The organism is Sabulicella glaciei, assembly GCF_026183895.1.
GTDB lineage: Bacteria > Pseudomonadota > Alphaproteobacteria > Acetobacterales > Acetobacteraceae > Roseococcus > Roseococcus glaciei.
The window spans coordinates 79,411-98,784 of record NZ_JAPFQI010000006.1; the positions used below are offsets into that span (position 1 = coordinate 79,411).

Here is a 19,374-nt window from a genome sequence, read left to right on the forward strand (position 1 = left end):
CCCGAACGCGACCGGGCGTGGCATGACCCCCTTCGGCCGCAAGCTGCGCGAGTTGCGGGAAGCGCGCGGCGTCACCCTGACCGAACTGGCGGCGGCCCTTCAGGTCTCGCCCGCCTATCTTTCCGCGCTGGAGCACGGGCGGCGCGGCCGGCCTTCCCCCGGGCTGGTGCATCAGGTGAACGAGCATTTCGGCCAGATCTGGGACGAGGCAGAGGAACTCGTCTCCCTCGCGCGGCTGTCGCATCCGCGCGTGGTGGTGGACACGGCGGGGCTGAGCCCGGAGGCGACGCGTCTGGCGAACGAGCTGGCGCGCCGCATCCGCGACCTCCCCTCCGAACGGGTGCACGCCCTGCTGACGCTGCTGGAGGCGGAGGGGCCGTGAGCGGCACCGGTCCCTTCGCCCGCGCCTGCCGCGAGGCGCTGGGCGCCCCCGCACTCGCCATGGCGGCGACATTCCTGGCCTTCGGCACCGCGACCGCGGCGGCGGGGCTGCCGCTGGGCTGGGCGTTGCTCGCGGCGCTGGGGGTCTATGGCATGCCGGGGCAGATGATCCTGCTGGGCGGGGGCGGCGTGGCGGCGGCGGTGGCGGCCAATGCGCGCTTCCTGCCCATGGCGGTGTCGCTTTCGCCCTGGCTCGGCCGGGGCGGGGCGCGCTGGCTGTCCCTGCCCTTCATCGCGGTAACGCCCTGGGCGATGGCGATGCGCCAGCTGCCCCACACCCCGCCCGCCGAGCGGCTGCGCTGGTTCCTCGGCTTCGGCCTCACCTCCTGGCTCGTGGCGGGCCTGTCGTCGCTGGCCGGGTTCCTGCTGGCGGGGCGGCTGCCCGGCCCGGTGCTGGCGGTGCTGCTGCTGACCAACCCGATCTATTTCGGCCTCATCGTCGCCGACGCGGCACGGGTGCATCCGGCGCGGCTTTCCGTCGCCTGCGGCCTGCTGGCCACGCCGCTGGCGCTGGTGCTTCCCGCGAGCCTTGGCCTGCTGGCGGCGGGGCTGGTGGGGGGCAGTGTCGCCTTCGCCCTGTCGGCGCGCCGTCGTGACTGAACTCCTGCTGCTCATCGGCGCCTGCGCGGCGCTGCGCGCGGCCGGGCTGGCGGTCGCGGGGCGGATGGGGCCGGAACACCCCTTCATCCGCTGGGCATCCTCCGTCGCGATGGCGACGCTGGCGGCCTTTGTCGCCTCGGCGCTGCTCCTGCCTTCCGGCGCGCTGGCGACGCTGCCCCTCGCGGCGCGGCTGGGCGGGATGGGGGCGGCGGTGGCGGTGCTGTTCTGGCGGGGCGGGCTGCTGCTGCCGGTCCTCGTCGGGCTGGGCGTGGCGGTGCTGCTCAATCTCTGACCGGCGAAAGCTCCTCGGCCAGTTCCTCCAGCAGGCTCCGCAGCCGCGCCAGCTTGGCAGCGCCGATGCGGCGGCCGAATTCCTCCTCCGCCTCCCGGCTTTGCACCAGCAGCGCCTCCATCACCGCCTGGCCGCGCCGCGTCAGGTGGATGCGCCGCGCGCGGCCATCCGCCGGGTCGGGCCGCGATTCCAGGTAGCCGGCCCCGGTCAGACCCTCCACCAGATAGGCCATGCCCTGCTTGGTCATGCCCGCCGCCTCGGCCAGTTCGGTGAGGCGGGAGCCAGAGGGAAGGATGTGGCGGAACACGGCGCCGTGCGCGGCGCGGATCTCGGGGAAGCCGCGCGCGGCGAGGCCGCCATAGACGCGCTCGCTCAGCTGGGCGTAGGGCAGGCGGAGCAGCCAGCCCAGGCTGCGGCGCGCCTCGGTGGGGTGTCGTTCGACTGTCATTTCCCCACTTGACAGAAAGTCAGGCGTCCTGCCTAGTTTAGTCAGATGATCTGACGAAAGGAGATGCCGTGAACCACCTCGCCTCCCTCCCGCCCGACCTCGTCGCGCGCAACCTCGCCACCGTGGACGCGCATATACGTGGCGAGGCGGAGGACCCCGCCTCCGTCATGGCGCTCTACGCGCCGGGCATCGTGCTGGAAGTGCCGGGACGAGGCCTGCGCCTGTCGAGCCTCGCGGAGATCGAGGCGAATTACCGCCGCATGTTCGCCTCCATGGCCGAGGTCGAGATCGTGCCGCTCGACCGCTTCGCCACTGAGACGCGCGTGGTGGATGACTGCCTGGTGCGTCTGCGCCTCGTGGGCGACGGCATGGTGAACGCGCCGGTCCCCGTCGGCTCCCGCGTCGAGATCCGCCTACTGCACATCTTCGAGATGCGGGACGGGCTGATCGCGCGCGAGACGGTGTTCGAGGGCTGGCGGCGGCTGGACTAGACCCGCTTCAGCGCATCCGCATGCGGTGAAGCGGGTCTCGTCCGTTCTCTGGGCGGATTTCCCGAATCGCCAGGCGATCCTCCCTGGCGCGAAGATGCTCTAGCCCTCGACCTTGATCCCGCGCTCGCGGATCACCTCGCCCCAGCGCTCGTATTCGCGGCCGACGAAGCTCTCCATCTCGGCGGGGGTGGAGCCGACCGCGTCCAGCCCGGCGGCGGCCATGCGCTGCATCACCTGCGGATGCGCCACCGCCTCGCGCACCGCCACGCCCAGGCGATCGACGGCGGCTTGCGGCGTGCCCGAAGGCACGGCGATGGAGCCCCAGGACTGCACCGTCGCCGCAGGATAGCCCAGCTCGGTGAAGGTCGGCGTCTCGGGCAGCAGGGACAGGCGGCGCGGCCCGCTGGTGGCGAGGACGCGGATCAGGTTCTGCCGCACCTGTGCGATGGAGGAGGCGGGCTGGTCCAGCATCACCTGCACCGTTCCGTTCACCAGGTCGCTCATCGCTTGGCCGGAGCCGCGATAGGGCACGTGCGTCATCTGCGTACCCGTCACCGCCATGAACAGCTCGGTGAAGATGTGCGTCCCCGTGCCGACGCCGGAGGTGGCGAAGGACAGCCGCCCGGGATTCGCCTTCGCATGGGCGATGAACTCCGGCAGCGTGCGCGCGGGCACGGAGGGGTGCACCACCACGATCACGTCCGTGGTGAAGATCAGCGACACCATGGCGAGGTCGCGCCGCACATCCACCTGCCGCATCAGGCCGAGATGCGGTGCCAGGGTGAAGGCGCCGTTGGTGGCGACCAGCAGCGTGTGCCCATCGGCCGGGGAGCGGGCCGCGGCCTCGATGCCGACGGCGCCGCCGGCGCCGGTGCGGTTCTCCACCACCACGGACTGGCCCAGCGTTTCCCCCATGCGCTCGGCGATGATGCGCCCGCCCACGTCGGTGGAGCCGCCGGGGGCGAAGGGAACGATCAGGCGAAGTGGCCGCGTCGGCTGCCAGGACTGCGCCCGCGCCGTGGCGGCGGGCAGCACGAACGGCGCGGCAAGCAGCGCGCGGCGGGCGAGGACCATGGGGAAGCCTCCGTTTCGGTGAGGGAAGCTTCCGCCGGAATCCGTGCCGTGTTCAAGACGCCCCCGGTCAGGACGGGGGCAGGGCTTCCCGCTCGACGCCCGCGGCGGGCGCGGGGCCACGACCCGGCCCCTCGGTCAGATAGGGGCGCAGCGTGCGGCGAATCTGGAACTCGAATTCCGTGTTCAGGTCGAACATCGCCTGGCGCAGCAGCGACTCGGCGGCGGCGCGGCGTGCGGCGGGGTTGGAGTCCACCCCGGTGCGGACGCGGCTGGTTTCCGCCTCCGCGAAGCCCAGGCGGCGGCCATTCGGGTCCTGGATCTCCAGCCGCGCGGCGAGGCGCGCCTCCAGCCGCTCCGTCGGCCCGCCGGAGAACACGCCGCCCCCGCCCTGGCGGTCGCGCGTGATCTGCGCGCGCGGGACGCTGAACACCGCGCGATTCTCCGTCCCGAAGGCGGAAAGCCGGTCGCGCCCCATGATCCGCACCGCGTCGACGGCGCTGGGGCTCAGCTCGCGCCCCAGGTCGCCGGGGCCGGGCAGGGGGTCGCGCCCATCGATCTCCACCGAGGACACGTCCAGCCGAAGCTGGGTCAGGTGGCCATAGCCGATCGGCGGGCCTTCGACGCGCGGCGGCGGCGGGGAGGCGCAGGCGGCGGCCGGCAGGGCGAGCAGCAGGACGCGGCGGCGCATCAGCGGCCCTGCACCTGGTCGCGCTCGAAGCGGAAATTGACGTTGCAGAACTCGCAGGTCATGGTGATGCGTCCCCCTTCGGCCATCTCGTCCAGATCCTCGGCCGGGAAGCCTTCCAGCACCCCCGCGAGGCGGGAGCGCGAGCAGCGGCAGCCATAGGCCAGGGCCCGCGTCTGGTCGAGCGCGAGCCCCTCCAGCGCGAAGAGCCGGTGGAGAAGCTGACCGGGTGGCAGCCCGTCGTCCAGAAGCTCCTCCTCCGTCAGGGTCCGCGCCAGGGTGACGGCGGTGTCCCAGGCATCGTCCTGCTCGGCCGCGTTCATTCCGGGCGCCAGCCCGCCTTCGCCCGCCACGCGCTCCATGATGAGGGCGGAGGCGCGCCATCCCTCCGGCCCCTGCGCGCAGGCGAGGTGCAGGTGGGTGCGAAGCTGCTCGGAGGAGGCGAAGTAGCCCGCCGCCATCTCCGTCAGGTCCTGGCCCTCCAGGGCGACGATGCCCTGGTAGCGGTCCATCTCCGGCCCCTGGTCGCAGGTGAAGGCGAGGTAGCCCTTGCCCATCAGCGCGCGGGGCGAGGGGTTGCGCCCGTACATGGCCAGCTTGTCGTCCAGCACGCGGGCATGGCCGCGCAGCTCGCCGCCATCGGTGCAGTCCACGAGCAGCAGCGGCACCGGCCCATCCCCCTTGGCCTGGAACGAGAAGGAGCCGCGATACTTCAGGGCGGAGGCAAGGCCAGCCGTCAGTGCCAGCGCCTGGCCGAGCAGGCGCTGCACCGGCTCCGCCTGCTCGCGGCGGGACAGGATCGCGTCGGCCAGCGGGCCAAGCCGCACCAGCCGCCCGCGCACGGGCTTGTGGTGCAGGTGGAAGGGGCTCACGCCGTCGGACACCACGAGATTCGGCACGTCCGGCCGGTCGTGGTTGAGGAAGTCGGGTTCGAACTGGGTCACGGGAGGGAGATAGCGACGCGAGCGCCGCATTGCACCCTCTGGGATCCCGCGACGGAAAACGCGCCGGGCCAGGGCCTCAGCGCGTCACCAGGACCAGGATGTTGACCACGGCCGCCAGAACCAGGGCGACTAGCACCCATCGCCCGAGCTTCTCGGGCGGGGGGATCCTCAAGCGGCTTCGCGGCGTCGGCCGCGCGCGGGACGGGCGGCCATGCTGCGGAGCAGCTCCTTCAGCCGGTGGGCGCCGATGTCGGGGAAGCGGGACAGGAGCTCCGCCTCGTGCGCCTTGGCCGAGACCAGCAGCTCGCGCACCGTCGCCTCGCCGCGCGGCGTCATGGCGATGCGGACCACGCGGCGGTCGCGCGCATCCGGCATGCGCTTCACCAGGCCGTCGCGCACCATGCGGTCGAGCAACTTGGTCATGGTCGGCTGCTGGAGCAGGCACGCCTCGGCGAGGCCGGTCACCGTCTCGCCCGTGGTGCTGCCGGACAGCGACGCGAGCACACGCCACACCGGAACCTGCACGCCCGCGCGGCGCAGCGTCGTGTGGAACTCGGCCGAGACGGCGTGCGAGGCACGCGCCATTAGGTAGAGCAGGTAGTCGTCCACGAAGCGACCCTCGCCCGATGGAACGACAGAAGAATGCGGCGCCTCGTTGCTCAGGGCGATGTCCATGTCGCGATCTCGGGTCAAGGTGTCCATGAGCATCGTCTTGGCGAAATTCGCGTGCGCTTCCAATTCGGTGAACTACGCATGGTTGTTCACTGTCATGACACATGAATCTTCATGAGCTAACTTTCCCGAGGGGCAAGGAGCATTCGGCGCGATGAAAAGCTGGGAAGCCGGGTGGCAGGACGCCTTCGAGCAGGCGTTCCGTCTGTGCTGTGTCGCCCCCGGGGAGCCGGTGGCCGTGCTGGCGGAGTCCCTGTCGCGCCCGGTGAATGTCGCGCTGGCGGAAGCGGCGCTGCAGCGCCTCGGCGCGCGGCCCGTGCGCGTCACCCTGCCCAGCCCGCGCCCCACCGCGCCCGTCCCGGTCCGCTCCACCGGTGCGTCGCGCGCCATCGCGGGACACCCGGGCGCGCTGGCCGCCATCGGCGCCTGCAGCTTCCTCGTGGACCTGACGGTGGAGGGGGTGCTGCACGCACCGGAACTCCCCGCCATCCTCGGAGGAGGCACGCGCGTGCTGATGGTCAGCAACGAGCATCCGGAAACGCTGGAGCGCCTGGTGCCGCTGGAAGGCGATGACGCGCCGGTGAAGGCGGCGGTGAAGCGGCTGCGTGCCGCGCGGCGCATGCGCGTTTCCTCCGCCGCCGGCACCGCGCTCGACATCGCCATCGAGGGTGCGCCGGTTGCGGGCGTCTGGGGCTGGACGGACCGGCCCGGCACCGTGGCGCACTGGCCGGGCGGCGTGGTGGTCGCCTTTCCGCGCGCCGGCACGGTGAATGGGCGCCTCGTGCTCGATGCGGGCGACGTGAACCTGTCCTTCAAGCGCTACCTCGAACGCCCGGTCGTGCTCACCATCGAGGATGATCACGTCACGCGCATCGAGGGCGAGGGCGCCGATGCGGCGATGATGCGCCGCCACCTGGAAGCGTGGGGCGATCCGCTCGCCTACGCGGTGTCGCATGTCGGCTGGGGCATGAACCCGCGCGCGCGCTACGAGGCGCTGCTCTTCCACGACCGATCGGACACCAACGGGACGGAGCTTCGCGCGGTGGCCGGCAACTTCCTGTTCTCCACCGGCGCCAACGAATTCGCGGGCCGCCACACCGAGGGGCATTTCGACATTCCCGTGTTCAACACGACGATCGAGCTAGATGGCGAGGCGGTGGTGCGCGAAGGGCGCCTCGTCGCATGACGCCCGTTGTTGCCCTGCACGGGATCGGCGGCAGCGCCGGATTATGGGCGGAGGTGGCGCGCGACCTGCCGCTCCTCGCCTGGGACCAGCCGGGCTATGGCGGGACGGCGCTGCCGCCCGTGCTAAACTTCCCCGCGCTGGCCGATGCGCTGGTCGCCTTTCTCGACGCGCACGGCATCGCACAGGCCGATCTGACCGGGCATTCCATGGGCGGGATGATCGCGCTGGAAGCGGCGTTGCTTCATCCGGCGCGCGTGCGGCGCCTGGCGCTGATCGCCACCACCCCGGCCTTCGGCGGCCGCGACCCCCGCTTCGCCGAGCAGTTCCTCCATGCGCGCCTCGCCCCGCTCGATGCCGGGCGTTCCATGGCGGAATGCGCGGGGGAACTGCTGGAAGGCCTATTCGGTCCCGAGGCCACGCCCGCGATGCGCGCGGCGGCGGCGCGGGCGATGGGCGAGGTGCCCGAAGCCACCTATCGCGCCACGCTGCGCTGCCTTTCCACCTTCGACCGGCGCGAGGCGCTGCCGCAGTTGACCCAGCCCACGCTGCTGGTCGCAGGCAATGCGGACGCGACGGCGCCGGAACGCACCATGCGCCGCATGGCAGATGCCCTCCCCGATGCGCGCCTCGTTGCCTTGCCCACCGGCCACATGCCGCATCTGGAAGCGCCGGCCGCACTGGCCGCGGCGCTGCGCGAATTCTTCGAGGGCTGACCGCATGGATGTGCCGATCTTCGACCCGCGCGGCTTCCGCCTGACCGCATTCGAAGCCGATCTCTGCGCCCGCGCGCGCGAGTTCGGCGCGCGCGTCCTGGCGCCACGCGCCGCGCAGTGGGACCGCGAGGCTTCCTTTCCCGTCGCCAATTACGACGACATGCGGCGCGAAGGCTGGCTCGGCATCTGCATCGGGCGCGAGGAAGGGGGGTGGGGCGCCGATTTCCGCGCCTATTGCCTCGCCGCGGCGGAGTTCGGCCGCTATTGCGGCGCCACGGCGCTGACCTGGAACATGCATGTCTGCTCGACGCTCTGGACCGGCCTGCTAACCGACGATCTGGAGATGGACGAGGAAACGCGCGCGACGCACCGGGGCCGGCGCGCGCTGCATTACGGCCGCATCCTCGGCGAGGGCGCGGTGTTCTCGCAGCCCTTCAGCGAGGGCGGCGCGGCGGCGGCCGGTACCGTCGCCTTCGGAACCACGGCCACGCGCGATGGGGCTGGTTTTCGCATCAAGGGCCGCAAGATCTTCGCCTCGCTCGCGGGCCACGCGGATTTCTACGGCATCCTTTGCACCGAGCAGCATGACGAGGAGAAGCTGTCGCGCCGCGACACGCTCTACCTCGCCGTGCCGAAGGACGCGCCGGGTGTGTCGGTGGAGGGCGAGTGGGACCCGCTGGGGATGCGCGGCACCGTGTCGCGCAACCTCGCCTTCCGCGACGTGTGGGTGCCGGAGGAGGCGATGCTGATGCCACCCGGCCTGTACTTCCAGGCGGCGTCGCGCTGGCCGCACATGTTCATGACGCTGACGCCGACCTACATGGGCCTCGCCCAGGCGGCGCTGGACTTCACGATCCGCTACCTGCGCGGCGAGCAGCCCGGAACGCCGCCGGTTAAGCGCCGCATGTATCCCACCAAGCAGATCGCCGTGGCGGAGATGCGCGTGATGTTGGAGCAGACGAAGGCGCTGTGGTTCGCGGCGGTGAGCGAGGCTGGCCCCGACCCGTCAAAGGAAGCGGTGCTGCGCGCCCTGGCGGCGCAGCACACGGTGATGGAGAACGCCGCCGCCCTCGCCGCCAAGGCGGTCCGCACCTGCGGCGGCCAGGCCATGCTGAAGACGCTGCCGCTGGAGCGCATCTTCCGCGACAGCCGCTGCGGCTCGCTCATGCTGCCCTGGACGGCGGAGTTGTGCATCGACCGCATCGGTCGCGACTCCCTCTACGAGAAGGGCGAGGCGGATTAATGGATCTCGCCGCGCTCCGCCCGCTCGTCGAGGCCGAAGCGCAAGCGCTGCGGGCGGCGGGCGTGGCGCGGGGCGACCGCGTGGGATGGATCGGGCTGAACCATCCCTCCATGCTCGCCTGCCTCCTGGCCTGCGAAGCGGTCGGCGCGGCGCTGGTGCCGCTGAACTGGCGCCTCGCCGCGGCGGAGCTGCAGTGGATCAGCGAGGATGCGGGGCTGCGCCTAGTGCGGGAGGGACCGTCCTCCGGCGCCACCGCGCCGCGCCCCGCCGCCATCCCGGTGCGGAGCGACGATGGGACGCTGCTGCTCGCCTACACCTCGGGTACCACGGGCAATCCCAAGGGTGCCAAGCTGTCCGCCGCCGCGCTGCGCGCCAACGCGGCACATGCGCAGGCGATGTTCGGGCTTTCGCCGCAGGATCACGTCCTCACCGTGCTGCCGCTCTTTCACGTGGGCGGGCTGAATATCCAGACCATGCCGGCGCTGCTGCTCGGCGCGCGGGTGACGCTGCACGGGCGCTTCGACGCGGATGCCTTCCTCCACGCGGTGGAGCGGGAGCGGCCGACGCTGTCCTTGGTGGTGCCGGCGGTGATGCGGGCACTGGTCGCGCATCCGCGCTGGGAGGCGGCCGACCTGTCCTCGCTGCGCGCGGTGGGGGCGGGCTCCTCCGACGTGCCGCCCGAGCTGATCGCGGCCTTCCACCGCAAGGGCGTGCCGGTGCAGCAGGTCTATGGGCTGACGGAAAGCGCCCCGATCGCCATCGCCCAGACGCGGGAGGAGGCGCTGGCGGCGCCGGGCTCTATCGGCCATCCGATCGGCGAATGCGCCGCCCGCATCGTGCGGCGCGACGGGACGGAGCCGGCGCCCGGCGAGGAAGGCGAGATCCAGCTGCGAGGCCCCAACCTGTTTTCCGGGTACTGGAACGCGGCCACGGCGACGGCAGAGGCCTGGACGGCGGATGGCTGGTTCCGCACCGGCGACCTCGGGCGGCGCGACGCCTCCGGGCAGTTCTGGTTCACCGACCGGTTGAAGCACCTGATCATCTCCGGCGGCGAGAACATCGCCCCGGCGGAGGTGGAGCGCGTGCTGATGACCGCCCCCGGCGTGCGCGAATGCGCGGTGGTCGGCCGCCCGGACCCACGCTGGGGCGAGGTGCCGGTGGCCGTGGTCGTGCCCGGCGAGGGCTTCGACGCCGAGGCGCTGCTGCGCCATTGCGAAGGGCGCCTTGCCCGGTTCAAGCATCCGCGCGCGGTGGTGACGATGGGCACCCTGCCGCGCACCTCCCTGGGCAAGGTGCAGGTGGCGGCGCTGCGCGCCCTGATCGGCGATGCCTAGTGGCGGGGTGAGGCCGGACGCAGCCTTTCCTCCGCCTCGGCCAGTTCGGGCGTCATCGCCTCGCCGAAATCCGCCATCTCGTAGAGGGGGCGGATTTCCAGCGTGCCGCCATCGGGCATCGGGTCCGGGCAGCGCTTTGCCCAGGCCAGCGCCTCCTCCATGTCCTTCACCTGCCAGAGCCAGAAACCGGCGACGAGTTCGGTCGTGGCGGCGAAGGGCCCGGACTCCACGCGGCGCTCACCACCCCCGAACACGACGCGATGCCCGGCCGAGGAGGGCTTCAGCCCTTCGCCGGCCAGCAGGATGCCGGCCTGCGCCAACTCCTCGTTGAAGCGGCCCATCGCCGTCAGCAGCTCGGTCGTCGGCATCGTCCCGGCTTCGCTGTCCCGTGTCGCCTTCACCAGCACCATGACGCGCATCGGATCGTATCCCTTTTACTTCGGACGAAGCCTCGCGCAGCATGGCGGCACGGCCAAGGGGCCTCCTGCCCGGAATCCGGGCAGGATCGGGCCGGGCAGGGCCACTTCGCCGTCGCCGCTTCGATTGACACCGTGTCATCTGCGGCGGGAGGCTGCGCCATCTCAGGAGAACCGCCATGCCGACCCGCCGCCTCCTCCTTGCCGCCGCGCTTGCCGCACCCGCCATCGCGCAGGCGCAGGGCAGTGATTGGCCCCAGCGCTCCATCCGCCTCATCTCGCCCTTTCCGCCGGGCGGTGCCGCCGACCTCCTCGCCCGCGTGCTGGCGGAGGAGCTGAGTCCGGTCCTGCGACAGACCGTGGTGGTGGAGAACCGCACCGGCGCCGGCGGCAGCGTCGGGACGGAAGCGGCGGTGCGCGCCACGCCCGATGGCTACACGCTGGTGATGGGCAGCACGGGGCCGATCTCCATCAACCCCTCGCTGTTCCGCCTGTCCTACGATCCGGCGCGGGACCTTGTCCCTGTCGCGCCGCTGGCCTCCGTCGCCTCCGTGCTGGTGGTGCATCCCGCCGTGCCCGCGCGCAACCTGGGCGAGCTGATGGCGATGGCGCGGGCGCGCCCAGGCGAGCTGTCCTACGGTTCCAGCGGCATCGGCTCCGCGCAGCACCTGTTCACCGAATTGCTGCTCCAGCAGACGGGGCTGAACATCAACCACATCCCCTATCGCGGCACTGGCCCGGCCATGGTGGACACGGTGGGCGGGCGGCTGACGATGATGTTCGACACCACCCCGACCGCGCTGCCGCATATCCGCGACGGGCGGGTGCGGCCCCTGGCCGTCACCGCCGCGCGGCGCGACCCCGCCCTGCCGGACGTGCCCACCATCGCCGAGGCGGGCGTGCCGGGCTACGAGGCGCTCGGTTGGTACGGGCTCTTCGCCCCCGCCGCCACGCCGCGCCCGGTGGTCGAGCGCCTCGCGCAGGAAGTGAACGCGCTGCTGGGCCGCGCCGAGTTCCGCGCCAAGCTGGAGGCGCAGGGCGTGGAGCCGATGAGCCGCAGCGTGGAGGAGTTCTCCCGCTTCGTCGCGCAGGACCGCACCCGCTGGGGCGAGGTGATCCAGCGCGGCAACATCCGCCCCGACGGCTAGTTCACTCCGAAAGGGTCACCGGCTCCGGCAGGGTGGCCCATTCCTCGTCCCGCGCCTTCTCGCCCGTGCTCCACATGAGCACGGCGAAGCGCGCGGGACGGTCCAGCGCGTGCATCGGGTGGTGCCAGGCGTCGATCGCGTAGTTCACCGCCTGGTCGCCGCGCGCCACGAAGCCGCGCAGCCCCGCCATGTCCGGCGCCCCGCCCTTGTCCGGCGCGACCATGACCACGTAGCGCGACACGTCCATCGGCACGAAGCACTGCGAGGACGAATTGTGCCGCTCCATCCTGGTCGCGACGATGGGCAGCGCATGCGGCGCGATGTGGCTGAAGGCGAGCGTGGGCGTCGGCGCGCCCGGCAGGGCGCGCAGCGAGGCGCCGAGCATCGGACGCTCGCCCAGGGCGGGCGCGTCCATCACCTCGCCAAAAGGCGCGAAGGCCTCGGCCGTGAGGGGTTCGAGGCGAAGCGTGCGGGTCATGGCGCCTCCAGCGCGATCTGCTCCATCCCCGGCTCGTAGGGGAAGGTGCGATGCCAATGCTCCGCGATCTCGACGCGGCGGGCGACCCAGACGCGGTCGTGGCCGCGAACGTAGTCGAGGAAGCGCGCGAGGCCGGCGGCGCGGGCCGGGTGGCCGATCAGCCGCAGGTGCAGCCCGCAGGACATCATGCGCGGCTGCGTCTCGCCCTCGGCGTAGAGCATGTCGAACTGATCTCGCAGGAAGGAAAAATAGTCATCGGCGGTGGAGAACTGGCCGCGCCCGAACTTCGCGTCATTGGTGACGAGCGAGTAGGGCACGACGAGGTGCGGCTTGCCGTCCTGCGTCACCCAATAGGGAAGCTCGTCGTTGTAGGCGTCGCTGTCGTAGCGGAACCCGCCATGCTCCAGGAGCAGGGCGCGGGTGTGGATGCTGGGTCCGTAGCGGCAATACCAGCCGGCGGGGCGCTGGCCGGTGGTCCGCTGGAGGCTTTCGACGGCGCGGCTGATGTGCTCGCGCTCCTCCTCTTTCGAGAGCTTGTAGTGCTCGACCCAACGCCAGCCATGGCAGCAGATGTCGTGCCCGGCCTCGCGGATCGCCTGCGCGGCGGGCGGATGCCGCTCCAGCGCCAGGGCGCAGGCGAAGATGGTCATGGGCATTCCGCGCTCGGCGAAGAGGCGCATGACCCGCCAGAAGCCGACGCGGGCGCCGTACTCGAACATCCCTTCCGCCGCCAGGTCGCGCTGCCCGACGGGCACGGGCGAGGCGGGCGTCTCGGTCAGCCCGGCTTCCGAGCGCCCGTCGCCATCGGGCAGGGAGGGCTCGGAGCCCTCCTCGTAATTCATGACGAAGTTGATCGCGATGCGGGCATCGCCGGGCCAGCGCGGATGCGGCGGATGGGCGCCGTAGCCGACGAGGTCGCGCGGATAATAGGTCATGCTATTCGAACAGCGCGACGGCGCGGATCGGGCTGGCCGTGCCGCCGCGGATCTTCAGCGGCAGGCCGATGAAGCGGAAGCGGCCGCGCCCCACCAGCGCCTCCAGGTTGGCGAGGCATTCCATGTGGGTGATGCCGCGCTCCGCGCAGGCGAGATGCGCCTGGAAGTTCGGCTCGCCCTCCGGCGCGGGGCTGATCGCCTCCACGCCGAACATGCCGATGCCCTGATCGGCGAGCCAGTGGATCGCCTCGACCGAAAGCCCTGCGAAATCGTGCAAGTAGCCCGGCTTGCCGAGCAGCCGCGCATTGGTGCCGAGCAGCACTAGCACCGTGTCGCCCACCCGGATCGTCTCGCCCGACTTCCGCACCGCCTCCTGCACTTCTTCCACCGTCGCGGCGTGCTTCAACGGTACGTGCGACAGGTCGATGCAGAAGGCGGAGGTGATGAAGCGCTCCAGCGGCACCTCGTCGATGGAGGCCGCGCCGGGGCGGGAGTCGAAATGCACCGGCGCGTCCACATGCGTGCCCGCGTGGTCGCTGAAGCTGATGGAAAGCGCCTTGCTGCTGAAGGTCGTGTTGCCGGCGTGCTTCTTCTCGGTGTGGTCGTTCCACACCGTCATCACCACGGGCGGATGCGACGGGTGCACCTGGGTGCGGTGGAAGATCTCTCGGCTGAGGTCGATGATTTCCATGGAAGCCTTATCCTGCCAGTTCGCGGGAGCGCGCGGTCGCGGCGGCGATGGCCTCGCGCATCAGGGCGGGCCACGCCTCCTCGCGCATCAGCACGGCCAGGGCGCGTTCGGTGGTGCCCTTGGGGCTGGTGACGTTCACCCGCAGCGTCGCCGCGTCCTCCGTGCTGGCGGCGAGCAGCGCGCCCGATCCGGAAACGGTCGCCCGCGCCATGCGGCGCGCGAGATCGGCGGGCAGGCCCTGCGACAGCGCCGCCTGCTCCAGCACCTCGGCGAGCAGGAACACATAGGCCGGGCCGCCGCCGGACACGGCGGTGACCGCGTCCAGCATCCCTTCCTCCTCCACCCAGGCGCATTCGCCGATGGCGCCCAGCAGCGCGTCGGCCAGCGCCTTATGCTCCGACGAGACGCCGGGCCCGGCGAAGGCTGCGGTGAAGCCCTGGCGCACGGCGGCGGGGGTGTTGGGCATGGCGCGCACGATGCGTGCGGACCCGCCGAGCAGCGCGTTCATCCCCGCCACGCCGCGCCCGGCCATGATGGACAGGAACACCGTGTCCTCGCCCGCGAAGCGCGCCAGCGGCGGCAGCGCACTCGGCGCTTCCTGCGGCTTGGTGGCGAGGATGACGGCGCCCGGGCGGAACCCGTCGGGGATCGCGCCGGGTTCCGGCACGTGGCGTACGCGGCCCGCGAAGGCCGCGACGGCGGGGGCGTGGGGCTCGACCACCACGGTTTCGGGCGGCAGGCCCTGCTCCAGCCAGCCGGCGAGCATGGCCCCGCCCATCTTGCCGCAGCCGAGCAGGAGAAGGGGAGGGAGCGTCATGCCGGAAAGCCTAGCTTGGCTTTCCGGGGGCGGGAACCTCGTCCCCGCCGTTCAGGCGTGGCCGGCGGCGCCGCTCAGCAGCAGGGGGTCCACCTTCAGCTTGGCCAACGCCCGGCGCCACTTGGTCGCGGCGTCGCCGTCGAACAGCAATTCCTCGTCCGCGCCGACGGACAGCCAGGAATTCTGCACGATCTCCTCCTCCAGCTGGCCGGCGCCCCAGCTGGCATAGCCCAGGGCGAGGATGCATTCGCGCGGGCCGCCCCCCGCGGCGATGGCCTTCAGGATCTCCACGCTCGCGGTCAGGCCGAAGCCACCCTCCACCGGCAGCGAGCCCTCGGCCTTCCAGTCGCCGCTGTGCAGCACGAAGCCGCGGCTTTCCTCCAGCGGGCCACCGGCGACGAGGCGGATGCGGCGGGCCGGCGGCACCGGTTCCACCCCCACCTGCTTCAGCAGCGCGTCAAAGGTCAGGCGCTCGATGGGCTTGTTGAGGATGAGGCCCATGGCCCCCTCCTCCGAATGGGCGCAGACGCAGATCACTGCCCCGGCGAAATTCGGGTCCTGCATGTGTGGCATCGCGATCAGCAACTGCCCGGCGAGGCGTCCCTCCGCGATGGGATCCTCCGGGCTGGGCCCACCCCGCGCCGCCCCGAAGGCGGCCTTCCAGTCGTCCTTGGCCATAGGTGGAAGATGGCGAGGCCGGTGCCCCCCTGCAAGCGTGACAGCGTCCCGGCTCTTGCCTAAAGCGGAGGGCAGCACTCCGGAGGAATCGGGATGACGATCAAGGTCGGGGACAAGATCCCCTCTGCGAAGCTGATGCAGGCCACGGCCGAAGGGCCGCGCGAGGTGACGACGGAGGAGTTGTTCGGCGGCCGCACCGTCGTGCTGTTCGGCGTGCCGGGCGCCTTCACTCCCACCTGCTCGGCCAAGCACCTGCCGGGCTACGTTTCCAACGCCAAGGCGCTGCGCGACAAGGGCGTGGACACGATCGCCTGCGTCGCGGTGAATGACGCCTTCGTGATGGGCGCCTGGGGCCGCGACCAGGGCGTGGGCGAGGACGTGACGATGCTCGCCGACGGGTCGGGCGCCTTCACCAAGGCGATGGGCCTCGAGCTCGACCTCACCGCCCGCGGCCTCGGCCTGCGCTGCCAGCGCTTCGCCCTGGTGGCCAAGGACGGCGTCGTGTCGCACGTGGCCGTGGAGGCGCCGGGCGCCTTCGAGGTCAGCAAGGCCGAGGCGCTGCTCGACGCCGTCTGAGCGCCGGGTCAAGCCTGACGGAGGAGGGCGAGGGGGGCCGTGCCGGTCGGCGTGGCCTCCCCCGGCCAGCGCAGTACGCGGCGCAGCCCATCCGGCGCCCATTCCTCCTCCACGCACCCGCCCAGTTGGGCGACAACCGTGGCATCCACCAGTTCCGAGCCGAAGCCACGCTCCGCCGGGGGTGAGACGGGCGGGCCGCCCTGCTCGCGCCAGGACAAGGTGATGGTTCCCCCCGGCACCGACAGGTCGAGCAGGATCCGGCCGCCCGGACGGGACAGCGCCCCGTGCTTCAGCGCATTGGTCAGCCATTCATGGACGACCAGGGCGAGGGGCTGCACCTGGTCGGCGGGAAGCGTCGCGTCCAGGCCCAGCACCACCACCGCGTCCCCATGCGGCTTGGCGAGGCGCTTCAGCAGCCCCCGCACCGTCGCGGCATACCCGCCCCCGCGCGACAGGTCGTGGGCCACGGAAAGTGCGTTCAGCCGCTCGCGCAGCTCCTGGGCCAGACCTTCCGCTTCGGGGTGGCGGTGCGCGCTGGCCGCGACCAGGCCCGTCACCAGAGCGAAGCTGTTTTTCACCCGGTGATCCATCTCGCGCGCCAGAAGTTCGGCGCGCCGCCGCTCCTCCGCCTCGGCCGAGACGTCCAGCACGGAACCGACCAGCCGTTCCACCCGCCCATCCTTGCCGCGCAGTGCGAGGGAGCGGTGCCAGACATGCACCCAGTGCCCGGCGGCGTGGCGGACGCGGTAGCGGGCCTCGAAGCTTTCGGCCTCGCCGCGCTCCAGCGCACTGCGCGCCGCCAGCCAGCGCTCCCGGTCGGCGGGATGGATGCGTGACCGCCACCACTCGCGGCCGGGCTCGTCCGACGCCTCGCCCACCAACGCCGCGACGCCGGGGGAGCGGACCTGCTCGTCGCGGTCGGGCAGGCATTCGTACACGCCGCCGATGAAGGCCTCGGTGACGAGTCGCAGCCTTTCCTCGCTCAGGCGCAGCGCCTCGTGCGCCTCGTCGCGGGCGCGGCGCGCGAAATGGATGCGCCGCGCCGCCTCGTCCACCTCGGCGATCCCGGTGCCGGCGCCGGGAACCGGCCCCGCGCGCAGCCGGTCCAGCGCCCCGACGAGCCGGCGCCCCAGCAGCACGGCGATAACGATCCCGAACAGCACCAGCGCAAGCCCGGCGAGCAGGGTGGGCGCCATGGCGCGCGAGGCGGCGGCCAGCGGCGCCAGCTTCGGCGCGGCCATCACCACCGCATAGCCGCTTTCCGGCGCCGGGGCGGCGGCGACCACGCTGCGCTGCCCATCCATGCTGACAAAGGAGGGGTGGACGCCCTCACCCCTGCCGAGCAGATCCCGGATCTCCGGCCGGGCTTCCGCGCCCACGAAGCGCTCCTCCAGGCGGGAGCGGGCCGCCACGCGCATCCGGTTGTCCAGGATGGCCGAAGTCCAGTTCTCCGGGATGCGCTGGGCCTGGAGGAGGTCCTGCAGCCGGCTGTTGCTCAGCACGTAGCCGAGCAGGAAGCGCTCGCCCCCCAGGATCACCGGCCGTCCGATCAGGATGAAGGGCTTCCCCGAATGCGCGCCGATGAACAGGGGGGAAACGAAGAACCCCTCCTGCGCCAAGCCAGCCGTTACCGCCTCTCCCGCACCGGAAAGGCGCGGGTCGACCCGACCGAGCTTGGTGTCGAACAGCATGGTGCCGCGCGAGTCGTAGAGCGTGACGGAGGTACCCTCGGGCAGGGTCGGCCGGGCCTGCTCGATGAAGTCGTCGAAGTCGCGCGAGGCCAGGGAGCGGGCCAGGACCAGGGTGTCGATCCGCGCGCGGGCTTGGCCCAGCTCCCGATCCACGGCGAGGGCGAGGGCGCGGGCTGTGGCGAGGAGCTGCTCGCTGAACCGGTGCTGCTCGGTGCTGACCGCCCGCCAGACCGCGTGGCTGGCCAGGACGGTGAAGGGCACGGTGAGGCCCAGCGCCATGAGGACAAGAAGCAGCCGGAAGGAAACGGGGAGCCGCTTCAGCATCGCTCTCTCCCCGGCGGACATTAGCGGCAGGATCCCAGCTACTGTGATGCTTCCATTATGGATAAGTCGGAGGGAGGTGTTTGCGCAAGCCAAACGCGTGAAAGTTGCATGGCTTCTCCGTCAGAAATGGCGATTCCGCCGCATCATCCACAAGCCGAGCCCGACTGAAGCCGCAAGCATGAGCAGGGAGAGCGCGACCTGCACCGCGCCGTCCACTCGTACGCCCTTACCCAGCAACGAAAAAACCACGGTCTGGGGAAGGAAGCCCAGGGTCGAGGCCAGCAGGAAGGGCCCCGCGGGAATGCCCACGGCGCCAGCAAGGAGGTTGAGGGCCAAGTTGTTGCCGACGGGAAACAGCCGCAGGGCCAGGGTGGTTCCGAAAGGCTGCCGACGCATGGACTCAACCAAGGGACGCAGCCGCGCCCCGAAGCGCCCGGCGAGCTTGTCCTCGGTCCAGCGCCTCCCAATGGCCCGCGCCCAGAAAAAGGAGATCCCGCTTCCCCCGGCCTGGGCGAGCAGGGCGAGGGCGGAGCCCAGCGCGGCGCCGAAGGCATAGCCCCCCAGAAAGGCCACGGCCTGCCGCGGTAGGCCCGCCGCGACCATGACGGCGCCCAGCAGCAGGAACGCGGCCTCTCCCCTCACGCCCTGGCCGCGCACATGGGCGTCCACCCATTCGGTGCCCGGCACGGCGCCCAGTTCCCGCAGGATCCAGCCCACGGAAGCCAGGCCCAGCACCAGGAGAAGGAGCCGGCCCAGCGCAGCGGGGCTCACTGCTCCTCCACCTCCGGCCGCCGGCCGCGGCGCTGCAGCCAAGCCACGCCCACGAGGTCGAGAAAGGACACCAGCAGCCGGTCCAGCGTGCCATAGTTGGAAGCGCCGCGCGTGCGGGGCCGGTGATTCACCGGCTCGCTGACCACCCGCCCCCCCGCGCGCAGCGCCAGGGCGGGGAGGTAGCGGTGCATGTGGTCGAAATGCGGAAAGCCGAGGAACATGGCCCGCGAGAAGACCTTGAGGCCGCAGCCCGTGTCCGGCGTGGCATCGCGCAGCAGCCGGGCGCGCACCCGGTTGGCGATGCGCGAGGTGACGCGCTTCGTCGCCGTGTCGCGCCGGTTGACCCGGTGCCCGGCCACCAGCACGGATTCCCCCTCGCGCCGGGCGCGGTCCAGCAGGCGCGGAATGTCGGCCGGGTCGTTCTGCCCATCCCCGTCCAGCGTGGCGATCCAGGGGGCGCGGGCCGCCTTCACTCCCGAGACGATCGCCGCCGACTGGCCGCAGCTTTCGCGGTGGCGGAGCCAGCGCAGCGCCGCATGGGTGCCTGCCGCCTCGCGCAACGCCGCCGCCGTGCCGTCGGTGGAGCCGTCATCCACAAAGATCACCTCGTGTGGGACGCCGGCCAGCGCGGCCCCGATCTCCGCCAGGAGGGGGGCGACATTGGGGGCCTCGTTCCGCGCGGGAATGACGACCGAAACGAGCGGTTCGGGCATGGATGCGGCGCTA

24 protein-coding genes are annotated in these 19,374 nt (G+C 71.8%); 10 read left to right on the forward strand and 14 right to left on the reverse strand.

Going from position 1 to position 19,374, the window contains the following annotated elements:
- The first annotated feature begins 22 nt into the window (after nt 1–22).
- Genes OF850_RS10255 through OF850_RS10265 form a run of 3 tightly spaced genes read left to right on the forward strand, consistent with a single transcriptional unit; the run spans nt 23 to nt 1,333 of the window.
- Nucleotides 23–382 (forward strand): helix-turn-helix transcriptional regulator, encoded by a 360-nt coding sequence (locus OF850_RS10255; RefSeq protein WP_301589974.1) that lies wholly within the window; start codon nt 23–25, stop codon nt 380–382.
- On the forward strand, nt 379–1,041 hold the full coding sequence (locus tag OF850_RS10260) for an AzlC family ABC transporter permease (protein WP_301589975.1): 663 nt from the start codon (nt 379–381) through the stop codon (nt 1,039–1,041). The genes OF850_RS10255 and OF850_RS10260 overlap by 4 nt, the downstream gene beginning before the upstream one ends.
- A complete protein-coding gene (locus tag OF850_RS10265) occupies nt 1,034–1,333 on the forward strand; it encodes an AzlD domain-containing protein (RefSeq protein WP_301589976.1) in 300 nt (99 codons plus the stop codon). Before OF850_RS10260 ends, OF850_RS10265 begins: the two co-directional genes overlap by 8 nt.
- On the opposite strand, the gene OF850_RS10270 is transcribed toward OF850_RS10265, so the two are convergent.
- A complete protein-coding gene (locus OF850_RS10270) occupies nt 1,323–1,781 on the reverse strand; it encodes a MarR family winged helix-turn-helix transcriptional regulator (protein WP_301589977.1) in 459 nt (152 codons plus the stop codon). The two genes, OF850_RS10265 and OF850_RS10270, sit on opposite strands and share 11 nt — an antisense overlap.
- Nucleotides 1,782–1,849: 68 nt before the next feature.
- On the opposite strand from OF850_RS10270, the gene OF850_RS10275 reads away from it, so the two are divergent.
- The gene (locus OF850_RS10275) at nt 1,850–2,272 is read left to right on the forward strand and encodes a nuclear transport factor 2 family protein (RefSeq protein ID WP_301589978.1); all 423 of its coding nucleotides are present in this window, start codon (nt 1,850–1,852) and stop codon (nt 2,270–2,272) included.
- 99 nt (nt 2,273–2,371) lie between these two features.
- Here OF850_RS10275 and OF850_RS10280 read toward each other — a convergent pair whose 3' ends face one another.
- The 4 genes from OF850_RS10280 to OF850_RS10295 form a co-directional block, all read right to left on the reverse strand.
- Nucleotides 2,372–3,346, reverse strand: a complete 975-nt coding sequence (locus OF850_RS10280) for a Bug family tripartite tricarboxylate transporter substrate binding protein (RefSeq protein ID WP_301589979.1) — start codon at nt 3,344–3,346, stop codon at nt 2,372–2,374.
- 67 nt (nt 3,347–3,413) lie between these two features.
- On the reverse strand, nt 3,414–4,034 hold the full coding sequence (locus tag OF850_RS10285) for a hypothetical protein (RefSeq protein WP_301589980.1): 621 nt from the start codon (nt 4,032–4,034) through the stop codon (nt 3,414–3,416).
- Complete coding sequence (hslO, locus tag OF850_RS10290; RefSeq protein WP_301589981.1) at nt 4,034–5,005, reverse strand: Hsp33 family molecular chaperone HslO; 972 nt, start codon at nt 5,003–5,005, stop codon at nt 4,034–4,036. The genes OF850_RS10285 and hslO overlap by 1 nt, the downstream gene beginning before the upstream one ends.
- 138 nt (nt 5,006–5,143) lie before the next feature.
- Nucleotides 5,144–5,650: a MarR family winged helix-turn-helix transcriptional regulator gene (locus OF850_RS10295; protein ID WP_301589982.1), complete on the reverse strand. Its 507-nt coding sequence runs from the start codon at nt 5,648–5,650 to the stop codon at nt 5,144–5,146.
- Between the two features lie 151 nt (nt 5,651–5,801).
- On the opposite strand from OF850_RS10295, the gene OF850_RS10300 reads away from it, so the two are divergent.
- From OF850_RS10300 to OF850_RS10315, 4 genes are read left to right on the forward strand one after another with little or no spacing between them, the layout of a single operon-like run.
- Nucleotides 5,802–6,833, forward strand: a complete 1,032-nt coding sequence (locus OF850_RS10300) for a M29 family metallopeptidase (RefSeq protein WP_301589983.1) — start codon at nt 5,802–5,804, stop codon at nt 6,831–6,833.
- Nucleotides 6,830–7,546: an alpha/beta fold hydrolase gene (locus tag OF850_RS10305; protein WP_301589984.1), complete on the forward strand. Its 717-nt coding sequence runs from the start codon at nt 6,830–6,832 to the stop codon at nt 7,544–7,546. Before OF850_RS10300 ends, OF850_RS10305 begins: the two co-directional genes overlap by 4 nt.
- A 4-nt stretch (nt 7,547–7,550) precedes the next feature.
- Nucleotides 7,551–8,789: an acyl-CoA dehydrogenase family protein gene (locus OF850_RS10310; RefSeq protein ID WP_301589986.1), complete on the forward strand. Its 1,239-nt coding sequence runs from the start codon at nt 7,551–7,553 to the stop codon at nt 8,787–8,789.
- Entirely contained in the window at nt 8,789–10,123 is a 1,335-nt protein-coding gene (locus OF850_RS10315) for a class I adenylate-forming enzyme family protein (protein WP_301589987.1), read from the forward strand. Before OF850_RS10310 ends, OF850_RS10315 begins: the two co-directional genes overlap by 1 nt.
- Here OF850_RS10315 and OF850_RS10320 read toward each other — a convergent pair.
- Nucleotides 10,120–10,542, reverse strand: a complete 423-nt coding sequence (locus OF850_RS10320) for a YciI family protein (RefSeq protein ID WP_301589989.1) — start codon at nt 10,540–10,542, stop codon at nt 10,120–10,122. The two genes, OF850_RS10315 and OF850_RS10320, sit on opposite strands and share 4 nt — an antisense overlap.
- A 176-nt stretch (nt 10,543–10,718) precedes the next feature.
- On the opposite strand from OF850_RS10320, the gene OF850_RS10325 reads away from it, so the two are divergent.
- Entirely contained in the window at nt 10,719–11,687 is a 969-nt protein-coding gene (locus OF850_RS10325) for a Bug family tripartite tricarboxylate transporter substrate binding protein (RefSeq protein WP_301589990.1), read from the forward strand.
- Nucleotide 11,688: 1 nt separating this feature from the next.
- Here OF850_RS10325 and OF850_RS10330 read toward each other — a convergent pair whose 3' ends face one another.
- Genes OF850_RS10330 through OF850_RS10350 form a run of 5 tightly spaced genes read right to left on the reverse strand, consistent with a single transcriptional unit; the run spans nt 11,689 to nt 15,286 of the window.
- Nucleotides 11,689–12,165 (reverse strand): ureidoglycolate lyase, encoded by a 477-nt coding sequence (locus OF850_RS10330; RefSeq protein WP_301589991.1) that lies wholly within the window; start codon nt 12,163–12,165, stop codon nt 11,689–11,691.
- Nucleotides 12,162–13,100, reverse strand: coding sequence for an allantoinase PuuE (locus tag OF850_RS10335; RefSeq protein ID WP_301589992.1), 939 nt, complete (start codon nt 13,098–13,100; stop codon nt 12,162–12,164). Before OF850_RS10335 ends, OF850_RS10330 begins: the two co-directional genes overlap by 4 nt.
- A gap of 1 nt (nt 13,101) precedes the next feature.
- Nucleotides 13,102–13,791, reverse strand: a complete 690-nt coding sequence (locus tag OF850_RS10340; protein ID WP_301589994.1) for a cyclase family protein — start codon at nt 13,789–13,791, stop codon at nt 13,102–13,104.
- Nucleotides 13,792–13,798: 7 nt separating this feature from the next.
- Nucleotides 13,799–14,608, reverse strand: a complete 810-nt coding sequence (gene proC / locus OF850_RS10345) for a pyrroline-5-carboxylate reductase (protein WP_301589995.1) — start codon at nt 14,606–14,608, stop codon at nt 13,799–13,801.
- A gap of 51 nt (nt 14,609–14,659) precedes the next feature.
- Nucleotides 14,660–15,286, reverse strand: a complete 627-nt coding sequence (locus tag OF850_RS10350) for a YqgE/AlgH family protein (protein WP_408906467.1) — start codon at nt 15,284–15,286, stop codon at nt 14,660–14,662.
- A gap of 93 nt (nt 15,287–15,379) precedes the next feature.
- On the opposite strand from OF850_RS10350, the gene OF850_RS10355 reads away from it, so the two are divergent.
- The gene (locus tag OF850_RS10355) at nt 15,380–15,862 is read left to right on the forward strand and encodes a peroxiredoxin (RefSeq protein ID WP_301589996.1); all 483 of its coding nucleotides are present in this window, start codon (nt 15,380–15,382) and stop codon (nt 15,860–15,862) included.
- An 8-nt stretch (nt 15,863–15,870) separates the two neighbouring features.
- On the opposite strand, the gene OF850_RS10360 is transcribed toward OF850_RS10355, so the two are convergent.
- The 3 genes from OF850_RS10360 to OF850_RS10370 form a co-directional block, all read right to left on the reverse strand.
- A complete protein-coding gene (locus OF850_RS10360) occupies nt 15,871–17,877 on the reverse strand; it encodes a sensor histidine kinase (RefSeq protein WP_301589998.1) in 2,007 nt (668 codons plus the stop codon).
- Between the two features lie 120 nt (nt 17,878–17,997).
- On the reverse strand, nt 17,998–18,648 hold the full coding sequence (locus OF850_RS10365) for a TVP38/TMEM64 family protein (protein ID WP_301589999.1): 651 nt from the start codon (nt 18,646–18,648) through the stop codon (nt 17,998–18,000).
- Nucleotides 18,645–19,361: a glycosyltransferase family 2 protein gene (locus tag OF850_RS10370; RefSeq protein ID WP_301590000.1), complete on the reverse strand. Its 717-nt coding sequence runs from the start codon at nt 19,359–19,361 to the stop codon at nt 18,645–18,647. The genes OF850_RS10365 and OF850_RS10370 overlap by 4 nt, the downstream gene beginning before the upstream one ends.
- Nucleotides 19,362–19,374 lie beyond the last annotated feature (13 nt).